This window comes from Hyunsoonleella aestuarii (assembly GCF_006148925.1).
Classification (GTDB): domain Bacteria; phylum Bacteroidota; class Bacteroidia; order Flavobacteriales; family Flavobacteriaceae; genus Algibacter_D; species Algibacter_D aestuarii.
Genome location: NZ_VAWB01000002.1, coordinates 257,163 through 274,578, shown reverse-complemented (window position 1 = coordinate 274,578; position 17,416 = coordinate 257,163). Strand labels below are relative to the sequence as shown.

At 32.8% G+C, this 17,416-nt stretch carries 19 protein-coding genes; 9 read left to right on the top strand and 10 right to left on the bottom strand.

Features of this window, described 5'->3' with window-relative positions:
* Positions 1-28 precede the first annotated feature (28 nt).
* From FEF17_RS10985 to FEF17_RS10960, 7 genes are all read right to left on the bottom strand, one after another.
* Positions 29-856: a mechanosensitive ion channel family protein gene (locus FEF17_RS10985; RefSeq protein ID WP_139002442.1), complete on the bottom strand. Its 828-nt coding sequence runs from the start codon at positions 854-856 to the stop codon at positions 29-31.
* 30 nt (positions 857-886) lie between these two features.
* Positions 887-1,063: a hypothetical protein gene (locus FEF17_RS14310; RefSeq protein ID WP_170180998.1), complete on the bottom strand. Its 177-nt coding sequence runs from the start codon at positions 1,061-1,063 to the stop codon at positions 887-889.
* A 2-nt stretch (positions 1,064-1,065) separates the two neighbouring features.
* Complete coding sequence (locus tag FEF17_RS10980) at positions 1,066-1,638, bottom strand: RNA polymerase sigma factor (RefSeq protein ID WP_139002441.1); 573 nt, start codon at positions 1,636-1,638, stop codon at positions 1,066-1,068.
* A gap of 204 nt (positions 1,639-1,842) precedes the next feature.
* Positions 1,843-3,246: a T9SS type A sorting domain-containing protein gene (locus FEF17_RS10975; protein WP_139002440.1), complete on the bottom strand. Its 1,404-nt coding sequence runs from the start codon at positions 3,244-3,246 to the stop codon at positions 1,843-1,845.
* Positions 3,247-3,405: 159 nt separating this feature from the next.
* Positions 3,406-3,777, bottom strand: coding sequence for a leucine-rich repeat domain-containing protein (locus FEF17_RS10970; RefSeq protein ID WP_139002439.1), 372 nt, complete (start codon positions 3,775-3,777; stop codon positions 3,406-3,408).
* A 121-nt stretch (positions 3,778-3,898) separates the two neighbouring features.
* Positions 3,899-5,299: a dihydrolipoyl dehydrogenase gene (gene lpdA / locus FEF17_RS10965; RefSeq protein WP_139002438.1), complete on the bottom strand. Its 1,401-nt coding sequence runs from the start codon at positions 5,297-5,299 to the stop codon at positions 3,899-3,901.
* 73 nt (positions 5,300-5,372) lie between these two features.
* Positions 5,373-5,876 (bottom strand): ankyrin repeat domain-containing protein, encoded by a 504-nt coding sequence (locus FEF17_RS10960; RefSeq protein ID WP_211342478.1) that lies wholly within the window; start codon positions 5,874-5,876, stop codon positions 5,373-5,375.
* A gap of 119 nt (positions 5,877-5,995) precedes the next feature.
* Between FEF17_RS10960 and smpB the strand changes: the two genes are divergently transcribed.
* Complete coding sequence (smpB, locus tag FEF17_RS10955) at positions 5,996-6,454, top strand: SsrA-binding protein SmpB (RefSeq protein ID WP_139002437.1); 459 nt, start codon at positions 5,996-5,998, stop codon at positions 6,452-6,454.
* Positions 6,455-6,519: 65 nt separating this feature from the next.
* Positions 6,520-7,065, top strand: a complete 546-nt coding sequence (locus FEF17_RS10950; RefSeq protein ID WP_139002436.1) for a hypothetical protein — start codon at positions 6,520-6,522, stop codon at positions 7,063-7,065.
* Positions 7,066-7,069: 4 nt separating this feature from the next.
* On the opposite strand, the gene FEF17_RS10945 is transcribed toward FEF17_RS10950, so the two are convergent.
* The gene (locus FEF17_RS10945; protein WP_139002435.1) at positions 7,070-7,711 is read right to left on the bottom strand and encodes a protein-L-isoaspartate(D-aspartate) O-methyltransferase; all 642 of its coding nucleotides are present in this window, start codon (positions 7,709-7,711) and stop codon (positions 7,070-7,072) included.
* Positions 7,712-7,866: 155 nt separating this feature from the next.
* Here FEF17_RS10945 and FEF17_RS10940 point away from each other — a divergent pair, with 155 nt between their 5' ends.
* Genes FEF17_RS10940 through FEF17_RS10910 form a run of 7 tightly spaced genes read left to right on the top strand, consistent with a single transcriptional unit; the run spans position 7,867 to position 14,252 of the window.
* Entirely contained in the window at positions 7,867-8,826 is a 960-nt protein-coding gene (locus FEF17_RS10940) for a Gfo/Idh/MocA family protein (protein WP_139002434.1), read from the top strand.
* Positions 8,827-9,717: a 3-hydroxyacyl-CoA dehydrogenase family protein gene (locus FEF17_RS10935; RefSeq protein WP_139002433.1), complete on the top strand. Its 891-nt coding sequence runs from the start codon at positions 8,827-8,829 to the stop codon at positions 9,715-9,717.
* Between the two features lie 35 nt (positions 9,718-9,752).
* Complete coding sequence (locus FEF17_RS10930) at positions 9,753-10,415, top strand: YggS family pyridoxal phosphate-dependent enzyme (RefSeq protein ID WP_139002432.1); 663 nt, start codon at positions 9,753-9,755, stop codon at positions 10,413-10,415.
* Between the two features lie 35 nt (positions 10,416-10,450).
* Complete coding sequence (locus FEF17_RS10925; RefSeq protein WP_139002431.1) at positions 10,451-11,818, top strand: exonuclease domain-containing protein; 1,368 nt, start codon at positions 10,451-10,453, stop codon at positions 11,816-11,818.
* Positions 11,819-11,853: 35 nt separating this feature from the next.
* Positions 11,854-12,687 (top strand): ion transporter, encoded by an 834-nt coding sequence (locus FEF17_RS10920; RefSeq protein WP_139002430.1) that lies wholly within the window; start codon positions 11,854-11,856, stop codon positions 12,685-12,687.
* Positions 12,677-13,585 (top strand): tRNA (adenosine(37)-N6)-dimethylallyltransferase MiaA, encoded by a 909-nt coding sequence (gene miaA / locus FEF17_RS10915; RefSeq protein WP_139002429.1) that lies wholly within the window; start codon positions 12,677-12,679, stop codon positions 13,583-13,585. The genes FEF17_RS10920 and miaA overlap by 11 nt, the downstream gene beginning before the upstream one ends.
* A complete protein-coding gene (locus FEF17_RS10910; protein WP_139002428.1) occupies positions 13,572-14,252 on the top strand; it encodes a GNAT family N-acetyltransferase in 681 nt (226 codons plus the stop codon). The genes miaA and FEF17_RS10910 overlap by 14 nt, the downstream gene beginning before the upstream one ends.
* Here FEF17_RS10910 and FEF17_RS10905 read toward each other — a convergent pair.
* Entirely contained in the window at positions 14,249-16,918 is a 2,670-nt protein-coding gene (locus FEF17_RS10905; RefSeq protein ID WP_139002427.1) for a DNA gyrase/topoisomerase IV subunit A, read from the bottom strand. The two genes, FEF17_RS10910 and FEF17_RS10905, sit on opposite strands and share 4 nt — an antisense overlap.
* The gene (locus tag FEF17_RS10900; RefSeq protein ID WP_139002426.1) at positions 16,918-17,403 is read right to left on the bottom strand and encodes a hypothetical protein; all 486 of its coding nucleotides are present in this window, start codon (positions 17,401-17,403) and stop codon (positions 16,918-16,920) included. The genes FEF17_RS10905 and FEF17_RS10900 overlap by 1 nt, the downstream gene beginning before the upstream one ends.
* Positions 17,404-17,416 lie beyond the last annotated feature (13 nt).

The following is a 17,416-nucleotide window of genomic DNA, read 5'->3' as shown; positions in this document are numbered from 1 at the left end:
CCAACCAAATTTTAACCCTAACTTAAAATTACTCCTGAATCTTAATTTGACTCTCAACAATGTCTTTAATAGGTACTACTAGTTTTCCTTTTTCTGTTTTTAGGGTTACCGAAATACTATTAATAGCTTCAACTTCACCCTTTATATTATTGAATTCTATGACCTGTCCAACTTCATATATCTTTCTCGCATAAAATGTTTTTAATAGATTACTTACTGCGCTTTGTGCTCCAAAACCAAATGCAAATGCAAAGGCTAGCAAAAAGGCCGCCAAAATCATGGTTATATTACTTGTAACAATCTCTGTATCAACTCCAGCCTGATTTAATGCAGTTATAGAAACAAAGGTTAATATGATAAAAAAGACCACTTGACTTATTAACTTGGCTCCAGACAATTCCATAGACTCGAAAAATGATTTTATACCCTTTTTTATAAGGTTCGCTAAAATAAGTCCAATAGTAAATATGATAAGCGCTGTAAATAATTGTGGCAAGTAACTTAACAGATCACTTATTTTTTCAGATATCATGGTTAGATTCATGATGTCTAAAGCCATGATAATAAGCATGATGTACATGACCCACTTTACAAATTTCGAAACGATTTTAATAGTATCAAAATTCAGTTTTTTTCCTTCAACAATCTCAATGTCGTTTAAAGTGTCATCTAATTTATTGGCATGAGCAAGTTTTAAACCTTTTTTTACAACTTTAACAATTAACTTCGTTAATAGCCATCCAAAAATTAATAATAGAATGGTACCAATTATATTAGGAAATACTTCAGCTATCTCTTTCCATATTGCGGTTAGAGACTCCATGGCCATATCTTTCCATTTTGTTGCTTTTTCCATGATTACTTTTTTTAGTTAGGGTTTTATGTATTAATTTTTTTTTCTGTTATTTATTACAGTCTCAATAATATCGCCAATATTATATGAAAACAGGGCTGCCAACTCCATAATAAGCTTAGCCATAGCAATGTCGCTCATTACTTTAGACTTAAGCTCTGGTGGAACTTCCTTTAGCGGTCTATCTATTTGTTTAAACGGATTTTCCATGGTTATTGGTTCTCAGCATATACTGACGTTAGTTTATCTTTGGCTCTTTTAATGCGCATTTTTACTGCACTCTCTCCTATTCCTAATACCGATTCAATTTCTTTTATAGTTAAATAATCTTGGTACTTTAATAGCAAAATCATTTTCTCGTCTGGTGAAATTAGTTCCATAGCTTTTTTAAGCTTATCTACCTTCATTTTTAGAAAACTCTTGTCTTCTATTTCATTATCAGATATATTTTCTATATCCTTATAATCTACCGATTGTTTTTCAATTTTTTTTGCTGTATTCCTGGTTACATAATTTACGCAATGGTTATATGTAAATGCATATAGCCATGTCGAAAATTTCGACTTCCCTTTAAAACTCGCTAATTTTATAAAGAGTTTTAAAAATACATCTTGTGTTAAATCTTTGGCTTCGTCTTCATCCCTCGCAAATCCATAACATTTATTGTAAACAACTGTTGAATACCTGTCATACAATATCTCAAAAAGCAACGTATCGTTGTTTTTTACGATTGCTTCTACCAGATTTTCATCTGTTTGGCTATTAATATTGTCTAGGGTATTCAAGTGTAGCTTACGCTATTTAATTTGTTGATTGTTATTAAGACACCTAACTATTCTAAAAGTCACATTAAAATTATCAAGCTAACGAATTTAGTAAAGATTTTCTGATTTTTTGAAATTCATTCGAGCAAATGAATTGAAAAACAAGGCCCTAATGCATAAAAAAAAGCGAACCTTTCGGTTCGCTTCCCCAAATATAACCAAACATCATTTTTTCAATACTTTTTTGGTTAAATCACCCAAAACAGATTTAACTTTTAAAAAGTATATACCATTGGTTAAATTAGTTACATTTATTTGGTTTTCACCCGCTATTAATTCGCCTTTGCTAACTACTTTTCCTAAAGGATTAATGAGAGAATAGTTAGCACCGGTTGTTAATTTAAGGTGCATGATGTTATTTGTTGGGTTGGGGTATATTGAAATCATTTCTTTGTTGAATTCTAGGGTACTTAATGGTGGGCAACTTGTTGAATAATTTACACCTCCATCTATAACCCAATCACCATCTATTGTGGCTTGATTAGCTTGTACAACATCATCAACCTGTATGCATGTAAGTAAATTATCTTGTGCTCTAAAAGTCCCTAATATATCGTTACTGTTGTTGTTGATATTAAGATATGTTAAATCATTTTGATTACACCAAAACCATATTAATCCATTTAACATGCTAACATCTAATGACGCAAAATCATTAATTCCTAAATCTAAGTATTGTAAACTTGTATTTCCCGAAAAGTCTAAATTAGAAAGACTAGCGCAACATGCATATAGCTCTCTTAATGTTGTCGTACTTGGTAAAGTTAAAGTCGTTAGGTTAAAGTTAGAATTGCAATTAAAAATTTCAAGCCCCATTAGTTCTCCGGCATCAATTTCGGTTAAATTATTTCCATAACAATAAAGTCTATTTAATGTCGCAGTATTAGGTAATAGCAAGCTTGTCAATAAGTTTCTATCACAATCAACTCTTTCTAGAAGAACATTGGTGGTAAGATTCAAACTTTCAAGACCTGCTATAGAGCAAAATAGTCTGGTCAACTTAGTATTATTAGCCAAATTTATTGTTGGTATAGTGTTTTGAGTGAAGTTTAATCTATCAAGATTAACAGCTCCTGTAACATCCAATGTGGTAAGGTCATTGAACTGGCAAAATACTTGGGTAAGATTGATCGGTGAACTAGGTAAAACTAGGTCTGTTAACTTATTATTATTACAAACGACATTTTCTAATGCGTTATTTGCAGATAAATCTAAAGTATTTTCTATCTGGTTATTATTACACAGTAATACTCTTAAAGCGGAATTATTTGATAAATTAAGACTAACTAAATTATTCCAATCACAATTTAATTGTTCAAGAGCTATAAAATCTTCAATTCCTGTTAAGTCTGTAATTCCGTTTCTATTGACATCAAGAAAAGTACGAGTGCTAATATCAGAAGTCAAAATCCTTCCATCAAGAGTTCCTTCAGTATCAATACCCTGAGTAATTAAAGCACCTTCAAAATTTGAATCTATAATGCAAGTATATCCTGCTGATGGGCATTGTGGGTAAGTTAAATTAATAACAAATAGAAACAGGGCCCAAAAAAGTAATTGCGTTTTCATAAATGTGAGGGTTTAACGAATTAAACATAACATTTACAGGCAACAGCACATGCGTTCAAATTGCAAAAGGCAATTCGATTAGGGGAAGGCGCTATTAAATAAAAAGGAGTTCTCTAAATTAATAAAAACCAAAGAATTAGGCAATTAAATAACGTTAAATTAATTCCCAAACCAATTGGCAGAATTAATTTCTAGGTTATTCTTCGAAACATCGTTTACATCGGCATAAAGGGTATGCAAAGAGATATTCTTGGTTAAATCTAAGTCTGAAATATAATTATTCCGGCAGTCCAGATAGGTTAACGAAGTGAAAGCTTCGATACCCTTTAGACATTTAATTTTTTTATTGTACAAATCTAAAAATGATACAGATTGTACGTCCTGAACCAGAACTTGTCCGTTTAAAGTTTTGTCCGTATCAATGCCTTCTTGTATAAGCGCACGTTCAAAATTTCTGTCTGGAATATCAATAGTTTGCGAGAAGCAAATACTACTAAGCATAGTAAATGCTATAAAAATAAGAGATTTCATATAAGTTGGTTATTAGTTAGCTCTTTAAATTTACAAAAATCTTTTAACATAATATTAACAACTTGAAATTTTTCATAAAAAAAAGCAGCCAATGGGCTGCTTTTTTTTACTTCATTTAACCTTAAATATGCAAAGGTCTATTTTCAGTAGCTGCTAATGCTGCCTCTTTAATAGCCTCTGTAAATGTAGGATGAGCATGAGACATTCTAGAAATATCCTCAGCAGATGCCCTATATTCCATGGCTACAACAGCTTCAGCTATCATATCTGCAGCTCTGGCTCCAATCATATGGACACCTAATATTTCATCGGTATTTTTATCGGCAAGAATTTTAACAAACCCATCTAAATCCATGCTCGCTCTACTTCTACCTAAAGCTCTCATTGGGAACTGACCAGACTTATATTCTATACCTTCCCCTTTTAATTCTTCTTCTGTTTTACCGACAGCAGCAACTTCTGGCCACGTATAAACAACACCTGGTATTAAATTATAATCTATATGTGGTTTTTGCCCTGCAATGGTTTCTGCTACAAAAACACCTTCTTCTTCAGCTTTATGCGCTAGCATCGCTCCTTTAACAACATCACCAATAGCATAAATATTAGAAGCCGATGTTTGTAAATGTTCATTTACCTCTACTCTACCACGATCGTCAAGTTTAACACCAGCCGCATTAGCATTTAAACCATCTGTATATGGGCGCCTACCAACAGAAACTAAACAATAGTCTCCTTTAAATTCTATTTCTTCTCCTTTTTTATTATCTGCTTTTACAACAACTTCATCTCCTACTCGCTCGACAGATTTAACTTGGTGCGATGCATTAATTTTAAATTTTGCTTTCTTAAAAACTTTGTTCAGTTCTTTAGACAAACCTGCGTCCATAGTTGGGATGATTCTATCCATATATTCAATAACTGTAACTTCTGAGCCTAAACGCCGATACACTTGTCCTAATTCTAAACCAATTACACCACCACCTATAACAATCATGTGCTTTGGTATTTCCTTAAGTTTTAAAGCCTCGGTTGAAGTAATTATGCGCTCTTTATCAATATTTATAAAAGGTAAGCTTGATGGTTTACTACCTGTAGCAATTATGGTGTTTTTGGCTTCAATTTCAAGAGTCTTTTCTCCCGAAATTATAATATGTGTTGCGTCTTTAAAATTTCCTAACCCTTGGTAAACATCGATATTATTTTTCTTCATTAAAAAATCAATTCCACCTGTAGTCTGGTCAACAACGGCTTGCTTACGAGCAATCATTTTTTCCAAATTTACTTTTACATCTCCAGGTATTTCAATCCCATGTTCTTCAAAATGCTTTACAGCATCTTCATAATGATGTGAAGAATCTAATAACGCTTTACTAGGGATACAACCTACATTTAAACATGTGCCTCCTAATGTGGCATATTTTTCTATTATGGCAGTTTTCATACCTAATTGAGCGCAGCGAATTGCAGCAACATATCCTCCAGGACCAGAACCGATAACGGCTACATCATATGAGTTCATATAAAAAATTTGAATTAAAAAATCGAACCCAAAAATACAAATGTTTTACGGGAAGACAATGAAAATTACAAGCTTAATATAATGGAATTCTAGTTTCTTTTAATCCCAATGAAATTAAATAGTCCTTAACTGCTAATGCCTCATCGCCTCCTTTTTCTGCATGGTGTAAAAGTGTAAATCCATGAGGACCTTTTGCATGAATTAATTTTGGTGAGAAATCAAACATTGCTTTAATAATATCCAATTTACCAAACAAAGCTGCAGTAAATATATTTGCTTGTGCTCCTTTATCTAATAGATACATGGCTATTTCTTTATTTCCAACATGAGAGGCTGCACCTAATCCTGTTTCGAAATCGCCACGTCTCCAATCATGTGCAGCATTAAGAAGTGTAGGGTGCTCTTCAAGAAGTTGTTTAACAATATCAAATTGCCCATGTGAAACCTGAATAAATTTTTCAACCAAAGTTTTCTCTAATTGTGGTTCTTCTTGCTGTTTTGAAAAAGAAAACAATGGTATAACAGGAATAAATATAGATGAAACCCCTACTGTTTTAATAAATTGAGTACGATTCACGCATTTTAAGTTTTACTAAATTTAAAAAGAATTATTTACACCTAACTATAGGTTAACATTCCATTATGTTAAAAGAAATATTCTTGATTAAGCACTAAATTTATGTAGTTTTGTGCTCCATGCAAAAAAGCATTAACATACTAAACAAAAAGGCGCGTTTTCAATATGAAATATTGGATAAATATACTGCTGGTATTGTTTTAACAGGAACCGAGATAAAATCTATTAGAAACAGTCGAGCATCTATTACCGAAAGTTTTTGTGAATTTAATGAAAATGGAGAACTTTTCGTTATCAACATGACTATAGAGGAATATATATATGGTACATATTACAATCATAAACCAAAAGCTGAGCGCAAATTACTCTTAAATAAGAGAGAGTTAAAAAAGCTTAATAAAGAGGTTCAAAATACAGGTCTAACCATTATACCCTTACGTTTATTTATAAATGAAAAGGGTTATGCTAAACTAGATATCGCTTTAGCAAAAGGGAAAAAATTATACGATAAACGTGAGTCCATTAAAGATCGGGATAATAAGCGAAACCTCGATAGAATTAAGAAAAATTTTAAATAAATTAAGAGACTGTTAACGCCTAATCATTCTTTAAATTTTTATTTTTCCATCCAAAAATTAATATAATGAAAATACTTTTAACACTTCTAACGTCTCTTTTATTTATTTTAAATTTAAACGGACAGGATAAGACCAAAGACGACGTATTTGAGTTTACAATAGATTCCTCCGCTGTAAATACTTTAAATAGCACTTTAAAGAACTTATATGCTGTAATTTCAGGTGAAAAAGGAGAAAAGAGAAATTGGAAACAATTTAAATACCTCTTTAAACCAGATGCTAAATTAATTCCATCTGGAAAAAATAAAGCCAATCTTTATCAAGTGCGTTACATGTCTCCGGAAGATTATATTAACAATTCTGGAACATGGTTAGAAGAAAACGGTTTTTTTGAAAAAGAAATTAGTAGACGTGTGAATACTTTTGGCCCAATTGCCCAAGTATTTAGTACTTATGAGTCTTATTACAGTGAAAAGGATACTAAACCCTTCATGCGAGGTATTAATAGCATTCAACTATTAAATGACGGTAAACGTTGGTGGGTTATAAACATTTACTGGGCTCAAGAAACAGAGAACAATCCTATCCCAAAAGCTTATTTACCAGATTAGGTAGTTAATTTTTATCCTCTAACAGAGGTACAAATCGGAACTCGCCAAATTCTTCTTTTTCAAATTCTTTATGACCTTTTCTAGTAAACATAGTCATAACTTGTACATCATCTCCAACTGGAATGACCAACCTACCACCTATTTTCAACTGACTTAATAAGGGTTTAGGAACAAATGGCGCTCCTGCAGTTACTATAATACCATCGTAAGGCGCTTCTTCTTTTAGACCAATATAGCCATCACCAAAAATAAGTTTCTTTGCTCTGTAACCCAACTTCGGTAAAAATTTACTCGTTTTTTTAAACAGTTCATTCTGTCGTTCAATGCTATAAACTTTGGCTCCCAACTCACATAACACAGCAGTTTGATAACCACTTCCTGTACCAATTTCGAGAATTTTACTTCCTTGCTTAATATTAAGTAATTCAGTTTGAAAAGCAACAGTATAAGGCTGAGAAATTGTTTGATTTGCTGCAATAGGAAAAGCTTTGTCTTGATATGCATGATCTAAAAACCCAGAGTCCATAAACAAATGACGCGGAATTTTTCCAATAGCGTTTAATACCGCTTCATCGGTTATTCCCTTGTTTTTTATAACTTTAACGAGTTTTTTTCTTAGCCCTTGATGTTTAAAAGTATCATTCAATTTTTAACAGTATTTTGAATGCTAAAATTAGATAAAGATTTTAATTTTAAAACTAATTATCTTCAATTTATTTTTATGAATTTAGGGCCAAAAATTAGCAAGAAATAGATAAAATCGTCCTTTAAATATCTTATTTTTGTTGAAAACTTAAAATTATGCTAAAAGCTGGTGTACTTGGTGCTGGCCACCTTGGAAAAATTCATTTAAGATTACTTAATCAATCGGAAAAATACGAATTAGTTGGTTTCTATGATGCCGATAAAACGAATGGAAATAAGGTAGAAGCAGAATTTGGATATAAGTTTTTCGATTCTATTGAAGCATTAATTGATGCTGTCGATATGGTTGATATTGTTACACCAACTCTCTCGCATTACGACTGTGCAAAGCAAGCCATAGCTAAGGGCAAACATATTTTTATTGAAAAACCCATCACAAATACTGTAGAAGAAGCCGAACATATTAGAGAGCTTTTAGCAGAGCATAACTTACGTGGTCAAGTCGGGCATGTTGAGCGTTTTAATCCAGCATTTATTGCTGTTAAGGATGATATAAATTCGCCTATGTTTATTGAGACACATCGCCTTGCAGAGTTTAATCCTCGCGGTACGGATGTTCCTGTTGTTTTAGATTTAATGATTCATGATATCGATATCATTTTAAGTATTGTGAAGTCTAAAGTGAAACATGTTTCTGCAAGTGGTGTAGCCGTTATTAGTGATACTCCAGATATTGCTAATGCAAGGCTAGAGTTTGAAAATGGATGTGTCGCTAATTTAACAGCAAGTAGAATTTCATTAAAAAAAATGAGAAAAGCTCGATTTTTTCAAAAAGATGCTTACATCTCAGTAGATTTTCTTACCAAAAAATGTGAAGTTGTTAAAATGAAAGATGCTCCTGAAAATCCTGGCGATTTTGATATGATTCTTCAAAACGCTGAAGGTGTCAAAAAGCAGATATATTTCGACAACCCTCCAATTCCAGATAACAATTCTATATTAGACGAATTAGAAACATTTGCTGATGCTATAAACAATAATACCACACCCACAGTTACATTACATGATGGGACTGAAGCACTTCGCGTTGCTACTCAAATAATAAATAATTTCTAAATGAAAAACGTTGCAGTAATAGGTGCTGGCACTATGGGTAATGGCATTGCTCATAGTTTTGCTCAAAATGGATTTAAAGTGCACTTGATTGATGTTAATAGAGACAACTTAAAAAAAGGTATTCAAACCATTGCTTCTAATTTAGATAGAATGGTTGCCAAAGAAAAAATAACTGAACAACAAAAACAAGATACTCTTAATAACATTACTCCCTTTACTAGTATTAAAGAAGGGATTGATTACGCCACTTTGGTTGTCGAGGCAGCTACAGAAAATCTCGATTTAAAACTAAAAATTTTTAAAGAGTTAGATGAATTTTGTTCAAGTTCTGCCATTTTAGCAACAAATACTTCCTCTATATCAATTACTCAAATAGCTGCGGCAACCTCAAAACCGGAACGTGTTATTGGGATGCATTTTATGAATCCTGTCCCGATAATGAAGTTAGTTGAAATCATTCGTGGTTATAATACAAGTGATGTGGTTACAAAAACTATTATGGAGTTATCAAAAACTTTAGGCAAAGACCCTGTAGAGGTTAATGATTACCCAGGTTTTGTTGCCAATCGCATTTTAATGCCCATGCTAAATGAATCTGTAGAAACTTTATATAACGGGGTTGCTGGTGTACTAGAAATTGACACTGTAATGAAGTTGGGTATGGCACACCCAATGGGACCATTGCAATTAGCTGATTTCATTGGCCTCGATGTGTGTTTATCTATTTTAAACGTCATGTATGATGGTTTCAAAAATCCAAAATATGCACCTTGCCCATTATTAGTAAATATGGTAAGAGCAGGGAAATTAGGCGTGAAATCTGGCGAAGGCTTTTATGACTATTCTGAAAGTAGAAAAGCCGAAAAAGTGGCGCAACAATTCTTGAAATAAGTAGATAGCCTAACTTATTATATCATTTCTAATCTATGTCTATAAAGCAAAATCTTCTTAAATTAAAAGCTGAATTACCACAAGACGTTATATTAGTTGCAGTATCTAAAACAAAACCATTAAATGATTTAATGGAAGCTTACAACGCGGGGCAACGCATTTTTGGAGAGAATAAAATTCAAGAAATGGTTGACAAGCATGAAACTATGCCCAAAGATATTCAATGGCATATGATAGGTCATGTTCAACGGAATAAAGTTAAATACATGGCTTCTTTTGTAAGTTTAATTCATGGTGTAGACAATTTTAAACTACTTAAAGAAATTGATAAACAAGCAAAAAAACATGATAGAGTTATAGAATGTTTACTTCAAATAAAAATTGCATCAGAAGATTCAAAATTTGGTATGTCGCCTAAAATGGCATTTGATATTATAAATTCTGAAGAGTTTTTAGATTTAAAAAACATAAAAATTACTGGTTTAATGGGAATGGCTACATTTACTGATAATCAAGCCCAAGTAAATAATGAATTCAAACTTTTGAAAAGTACCTTCGAAAATTTAAAATCATTGAATCAAGAAAATTGTGATTTACATATTGTTAGCATGGGGATGAGCGGTGATTATAAACAGGCCATTAATTGTGGAAGTAATATGGTAAGAATAGGAAGCAGTATTTTTGGATTACGTAATTAAAACTAAATAGAATTCGAAAAAGAAATTAAAAATATTTGTACGCAATAGTAGACATAGAAACCACAGGTGGTAAGTATAATGAAGAAGGTATAACGGAAATCGCGATATATAAATATGATGGCCATAAAGTAGTCGATCAATTTATTAGTTTAATAAACCCTGAAAGAGAAATACAACCCTTTGTAGTTAACTTAACTGGTATTAATAGCAGCATGTTGCGAAATGCACCTAAATTCTATGAGCTCGCTAAGCGTATCGTTGAAATTACAGAGAACTGCATATTAGTGGCTCATAACGCTCAATTTGACTATAGAATTTTATGTACAGAGTTTAAAAGATTGGGCTTCGATTATGAGCGCAAAACGTTATGTACTGTAGAGCTTTCAAAAGATTTAATTCCAGGCCAAAAATCGTATAGTTTAGGCAAATTAGTCCGCGCCGTCGGTATTCCAGTTACAGATAGGCATCGTGCCTCTGGTGATGCCCTAGCTACGGTTAAACTCTTTAAACTACTTATAGATAAAGACACATCGAAAACTATAATTCAAAAATCAATAAGACTGAATCCTAAATATCAATTAGAACCTAGGCATATTGATATAATTGAAGGATTACCCTCGATTACAGGAGTTTACTATATTCATCAAGAAGATGGCGAGATTATTTATATAGGTAAAAGCAAAAACATAAAAAAACGAATTAATCAGCACTTTACTGGAACAAATCCAAAATCGAAAAAAATTCAAGCCTTAGTTACAGCGGTAACTTTTGAAGCGACAGGCAGCGAACTCGTTGCTTTGCTTAAAGAGAGTGAAGAAATAAAACGAAATAAACCAATTCTGAACCGCGCTTTAAGAAGAACAAGTTTTACACATGCACTTTATAGCTTTGTAGACGAGAATGATTATATCAACCTAAAAATAGATATAGCAGACCATAGAAAAAAACCTATAACAACCTTTAGTAACCGACAAAGCGGGAAGAGTTTTATAGAAAAAGCTATTGAAGATTATACACTTTGCCAGAAACTAACTGGAGTTTACAAAACAAAAACCAGCTGCTTTAATTATGATATAAAAACTTGCGAAGGTGCTTGCATTCAAGAAGAATTACCAGAACATTATAATCGAAGAGTTTCTGTTTTAATTGAAAAAAATAGTTACAAAAATAAAAATATGGTCATTGTTGATAATGGTCGCGATATAGACGAGCGAAGTGCTATACTCATTGAAAATGGGGTTTTCAAAGGTTTAGGGTTTTTCAATTTAAATTATCAAATAAATAATATAGACGTTCTGGAATCCATTATTACACCTATGAATAACAATAGAGATACACAACATATTATTCAAAGTTACTTACGACGAAATAAACGGTTAAAGGTTATAGAGATTAACTCTTAATTAAAAGAACTAATCTTTTTATTACATTTGGTTACATGAATAAACCAAAAAAACATAGTTGGAGATTTAGGCTACATGAAATAATTTATGAAGCGGACACACCTGCTGGTAAGTTTTTTGATATCGTACTTTTTATTGCAATAATTGTTAGCATTATTTTTGTAATGCTCGAGAGCATTGAAGAAATTGACAATAAATATCATACGCTTTTAAACGCTGCAGAATGGGTAATAACGATATTGTTTTCAATAGAATATATTGCCAGAATTATAGCAGTAAAGAAACCAAGTAAATATATTTTTAGTTTTTATGGTATTATTGATTTTCTTTCTACGATACCGAAATACTTGTCGTTCTTTTTAGTTGGATCTCACTCATTAGTAGCATTGAGAGCTTTAAGGCTTCTGCGTGTTTTTAGGATTCTTAAACTTACACGATATATTGGGGAATCAACTAACCTTATAAGAGCTTTAAAATTAAGTCGCGCGAAAATAATCTTGTTTATGATGTTTGTTTTCATACTATGCGTGATTTTAGGAACCATAATGTATCTAGTCGAAAGTGGTCAAGACAGCGGTTTTACAAGTATTCCTAGAAGTGTTTATTGGGCTATTGTAACACTAACCACCGTGGGTTATGGAGACATTGCTCCAGCTACAGCATTGGGACAATTAATAGCCTCTGTTATCATGTTAATGGGTTATGCCATAATTGCGGTACCTACAGGTATTGTTTCTGCACAAATGGTAAAAACGAATAAACGTTCCATTGAAACTAATACCCAAACTTGTCAGTATTGCATGTCTAGAAAGCATCGTGATAATGCTGAATATTGTTACAACTGTGGTGAATTATTAAATGAAGACTAAATATCTTGTATCAATTGTCGGTCCTACTGCTATAGGTAAAACGGCTCTCAGCATAAAGTTAGCCCAACATTATAATACTGAAATAATTTCTGCCGACTCTCGGCAATTTTATAAAGAGATGAAGATAGGTACAGCAGCTCCTTCTAAAGCCGAGCTTGAAGCTGCAAAACACCATTTTGTTCATCATAAATCTATTGAAGATAATTACAACGTAGGTTCTTTTGAAAAAGAAGGATTGCAAAAAATCAATGAGCTTTTCAAACAGCATAATATAGTTATAATGGTTGGTGGTTCTGGGCTTTATGTTGATGCTGTAACCAACGGACTTGATATTTTTCCAGATATAGATTCTAGCATTCGAGAATCATTGAATAATGACTTAAAAAATAAAGGACTTAGCTACTTACAAAATAAATTGAAAGATTTAGATGAGGTTGCTTTTAAAACCATTGCTATAGATAATCCGCACCGCGTAATTCGTGCTTTAGAAATATCTATCGGCACAAGGAAACCATATTCTTCTTTTTTAAACCAAGGTAAAACGAAACGGCATTTTAAAACATTTACTATTGGGTTGACAGCAAATCGGGAAACTATCTATGAAAGAATAAATAGGCGTGTCGATATTATGTTAGAGGACGGACTTTTAGATGAAGTGAAAACACTTTATAAATTTAAAAATTTGAATGCACTCAATACGGTTGGGTACAAAGAAATCTTTAATTATCTTGACAATACATGGGACTTAGATTTTGCTGTTTCAGAAATTAAAAAAAATACACGACGTTTTGCAAAGCGTCAACTTACATGGTTTAAAAGAAACAAAGAAACTTTTTGGTTCGATTATCTAACTCCAGAAGATGTTATAATCAATAAAATAGAAGATGAATTCGTTTGATGAAACACCATTAGACAATCCTGTTTGGTATTCATTAACCGAACATCAATTCGAGCATGCTATAGACTATGGTAATGTGAAATTTTATCATCCTGACTATGCACCTTTTGGAGCATTTGTTAATAATGAAGATACAAGTAACGCCATTAATGCGCATTCTAAATTAATTAAAGACTTTTTTATTGTTGGAGATAAGCCAAAACTACCAGAGCAAATAACTTATCTTAAAGAATATATTGGGTTACAAATGATTGTTTATAAACGATTAACGCATCCTATTTTAGAAGAAATTATAGAACTCACCCAAGAGCATTATGATGATTTATTGGAGCTTATAAAGTTAGTTTATCCAGAGTTTTTCAAGTCAAAGACCCAAAACTTAGGGCAATATTTTGGCATTTACAAAAATGGAAAACTAGTAGCTGCCACTGGAGAACGCATGCAGACTCATGATTTTATTGAAATAAGTGCTGTTATTACGCATCCCGACCATACTGGGAACGGTTATGCAAAACAATTAATAACACATACAGCCAACATTATTTTTGATAAAAACAAAATACCTTTTCTACATGTCGACCAAACCAACGTTGGTCCTATTCATCTTTATAAAAAGCTTGGATTTGAATTAAGAAGAACTTTTAGCTTTTGGAGAATAAAGGTTTAAAATAAGGTTATCTGCCCTTCATCATCTATTTCAAAATCTTGGTCTTGCCCATTCTTTGATGCAGGCATTTGACCATTGCTTTTAGTTGCATCTCGATTAGGTTCTGGTATAACTTCTGTTTCATCTACAACCTCTAAATCATCAGCATGTACTTCCTCTGGGGCTTCATAAGGCAATGGATCGAGCAAATTTACTTGATTAACCTTATCCTTAGTTAGCTGATTTCCTAATGCCGTAATCCCTTTTATGGATATAAACTCTTCAAGGTTCACTTCCAAATTATCCTTTCTATCTTTACCTCTTTCTTTAGCAAAAACAACTTCAGCCATAGGTCTCCAGTCGGTAGAAACTATTTCTAGTTGAGAATTAGGATGATCTGAAATAAAGGACTCTTCTTTTCCCTCATTCTCAATTAAAAAGCGTTTGACATAATACAACTCTTTTTCACCATTAAAGTAAACAGCCGAAATGGGTTTTTTAGGAATCCATTTTTCCATAACAATCATGTCATTATCAAAATGCATGGTGACTTCTGGTGTAACTGTTTTAATAATTCCAGATTGATTAATCAGAAGTAATTTATCCTCTCCTCTAAACTCACCAACAAGCTCACCTCTACCATCAACATTAAGTCGTTGCACGGTATCGTCAAACCATATTTTTCGAGGTTTTAATGTAGAAACACCTTTCTCTTTAAGCTCGACTCGTTTTACTGTATATTTCGTGACTAAATTCCCTTTTGAAACACGCCCTTTTATAAGAATATCGGCAAAATCGATATCCCATTTTAATTTTTTGATACTTCCTGCTTGTCTTAAATTAATCGTAACCACTTCGGCCTCTCCATTTGCATTTGCAGAAAAGTATAGAACTATAGAATTCTTGTTGCCATTAGTTAAATCGTATTCTCGATCTCTCGTTATGGATGTAACTGCGAATCGTTTTATATATGAAGGCCCACCTTTACCATCGCGGTAAATCATATTATAAATGGTACGTTTATCTTTCTTCTTAAAGACGGCAACATGAATAATATCCTTACCTATAAACGTTTTAGAATCCACTTTTGTGACCATCATTGTGCCAGTCTTCGTAAACACAATAATATCATCAATATCACTGCAATCACACACATACTCATCACGACGTAACGATGTTCCAACAAAACCTTCTGCTCTATTTACATAAAGTTTAGTATTTCTAATAACTACTTTAGTAGCATCTACATCATCGAACGTTCTTATTTCTGTTTTACGTTCCCTTCCTTCTCCATAATCCTTTTTAAGTCTGGTGAAATAAGCAATGGCATAGTCTATAAGATGTGCTAAATGATGCTTTACTTCGGCTATCTGTTCTTCTAAAGCATCAATTTTCTGTTGCGCCTTATCAATATCAAATTTAGAAATGCGCTTAATTCTAATTTCTGTAAGCCGAACAATATCTTCCTCTGTTACTTTACGTTTTAAATGTTTTATGTGAGGTTGCAATCCTTTATCAATAGCGCTAATAACACCTTCCCAAGTTTCCTCTTCTTCTATATCTCGATAGATTCTATTTTCAATAAAAATCCGTTCTAATGAAGCAAAATGCCATTGCTCTTCTAGTTCGCCGAGTTTTATTTCTAACTCTTGCTTTAAAAGTTGAACTGTATTATCGGTACTTCTGCGTAGCATTTCGGTGACACCAATAAACAACGGTTTATTGTCTTCAATAACGCAACCTAATGGTGAAATAGAAGACTCACAACTTGTAAAAGCATAAAGGGCATCAATCGTTTTATCTGGAGATAATCCTGACGGCAAATGCACTAGAATCTCAACTTCAGCAGCTGTATTATCTTCAATTTTTTTGACTTTAATTTTTCCCTTGTCATTAGCCTTTAGTATAGAATCTATTAAAGATGATGTGGTTGTACCAAAAGGTAGTTCGGTAATCACTAGGGTGTTTTTATCTAGTTGCGATATTTTTGCGCGCACGCGTACCTTACCACCTCTATTGCCATCATTATAATTAGAAAAATCGGCTATTCCTGCTGTGGGGAAATCTGGAAGAATAGTAAAACGTTTGCCTTGTAAATGCTTTACCGAAGCATCAATTAGTTCAATAAAATTGTGTGGTAATATTTTGGTTGAAAGGCCAACAGCAATGCCTTCACCTCCTTGAGCTAAAAGCAACGGAAACATTACAGGTAAATTAACCGGCTCTTTTCGGCGACCATCATAACTGGATTGCCACTCTGTTATTTTCGGATTAAAAACAACATCTAATCCAAACTTAGAAATACGCGCTTCTATATATCTAGAGGCAGCCGCTCTATCTCCTGTTAAAATATTTCCCCAGTTTCCTTGGGTATCAATTAGTAAATCTTTCTGGCCAATTTGAACCATGGCGTCTGCAATACTAGCGTCACCATGTGGGTGATATTGCATGGTATGACCAACAATGTTCGCTACTTTATTATAGCGTCCATCATCCAAATCTTTCATAGAATGCATGATGCGTCGTTGTACCGGCTTAAAACCATCTTCTATCGCAGGTACTGCGCGCTCCAATATAACATAAGACGCATAGTCTAGAAACCAATCTTTGTACATCCCTGTTACTCGGGTAATGGTTTCCTGAGGTTCGTCTTGCTGATTTAATAAATCATCATTTTCTTCTGCCATTAACTATTTCCTTTATTTCTATTAGCCTTTACCATTTTTCGTAAGGACTGTCTTATGTATTTTCTTTTTTTACGATCTACTAGTGTTACATTAAAACTTACGCGTTTCGTATTACCCGATGACTTTCTTATAATTAAAGTTAGGCTTTTAAATACCACATAATTATGGAATCTATAGGATACCAAATCTGCTTTTTCAAACTCAACTTTGAATTCCCGATAGTTTAAATAATCCGATAATAATAAGCCTCGGTTTATTAAAACCACTTTCATACCATCACTATCGTACTCGAAGTATTTTGCCACCCAGTGAACAAAAAAGAATAAACCAACAAAGACCAATAAAAACAATAAAAAGGTGTAAGTAGTACTACTGGTCAAATCCTTAAAAGCACTAAAGACAGTAGCCATTATAATAGCTGTAACAATGAGTATAAAATAAACCGAAATTATTACGTTTCGAATTTTACCATTGTTCGTTCTCATAGATTCTTTCTTG

Coding starts and splice junctions, on each gene's coding strand:
- FEF17_RS10905 (WP_139002427.1), bottom strand. CDS start 16,918: ATGGCAGAAGAAAATGATGATTTATTAAATCAGCAAGACGAACCTCAG.
- lpdA (WP_139002438.1), bottom strand. CDS start 5,299: ATGAACTCATATGATGTAGCCGTTATCGGTTCTGGTCCTGGAGGATAT.
- FEF17_RS14310 (WP_170180998.1), bottom strand. CDS start 1,063: ATGGAAAATCCGTTTAAACAAATAGATAGACCGCTAAAGGAAGTTCCA.
- smpB (WP_139002437.1), top strand. CDS start 5,996: ATGCAAAAAAGCATTAACATACTAAACAAAAAGGCGCGTTTTCAATAT.
- FEF17_RS10930 (WP_139002432.1), top strand. CDS start 9,753: ATGTCTATAAAGCAAAATCTTCTTAAATTAAAAGCTGAATTACCACAA.
- FEF17_RS10975 (WP_139002440.1), bottom strand. CDS start 3,246: ATGAAAACGCAATTACTTTTTTGGGCCCTGTTTCTATTTGTTATTAAT.
- FEF17_RS10900 (WP_139002426.1), bottom strand. CDS start 17,403: ATGAGAACGAACAATGGTAAAATTCGAAACGTAATAATTTCGGTTTAT.
- FEF17_RS10985 (WP_139002442.1), bottom strand. CDS start 856: ATGGAAAAAGCAACAAAATGGAAAGATATGGCCATGGAGTCTCTAACC.
- FEF17_RS10970 (WP_139002439.1), bottom strand. CDS start 3,777: ATGAAATCTCTTATTTTTATAGCATTTACTATGCTTAGTAGTATTTGC.
- FEF17_RS10935 (WP_139002433.1), top strand. CDS start 8,827: ATGAAAAACGTTGCAGTAATAGGTGCTGGCACTATGGGTAATGGCATT.
- FEF17_RS10950 (WP_139002436.1), top strand. CDS start 6,520: ATGAAAATACTTTTAACACTTCTAACGTCTCTTTTATTTATTTTAAAT.
- miaA (WP_139002429.1), top strand. CDS start 12,677: ATGAAGACTAAATATCTTGTATCAATTGTCGGTCCTACTGCTATAGGT.
- FEF17_RS10910 (WP_139002428.1), top strand. CDS start 13,572: ATGAATTCGTTTGATGAAACACCATTAGACAATCCTGTTTGGTATTCA.
- FEF17_RS10920 (WP_139002430.1), top strand. CDS start 11,854: ATGAATAAACCAAAAAAACATAGTTGGAGATTTAGGCTACATGAAATA.
- FEF17_RS10940 (WP_139002434.1), top strand. CDS start 7,867: ATGCTAAAAGCTGGTGTACTTGGTGCTGGCCACCTTGGAAAAATTCAT.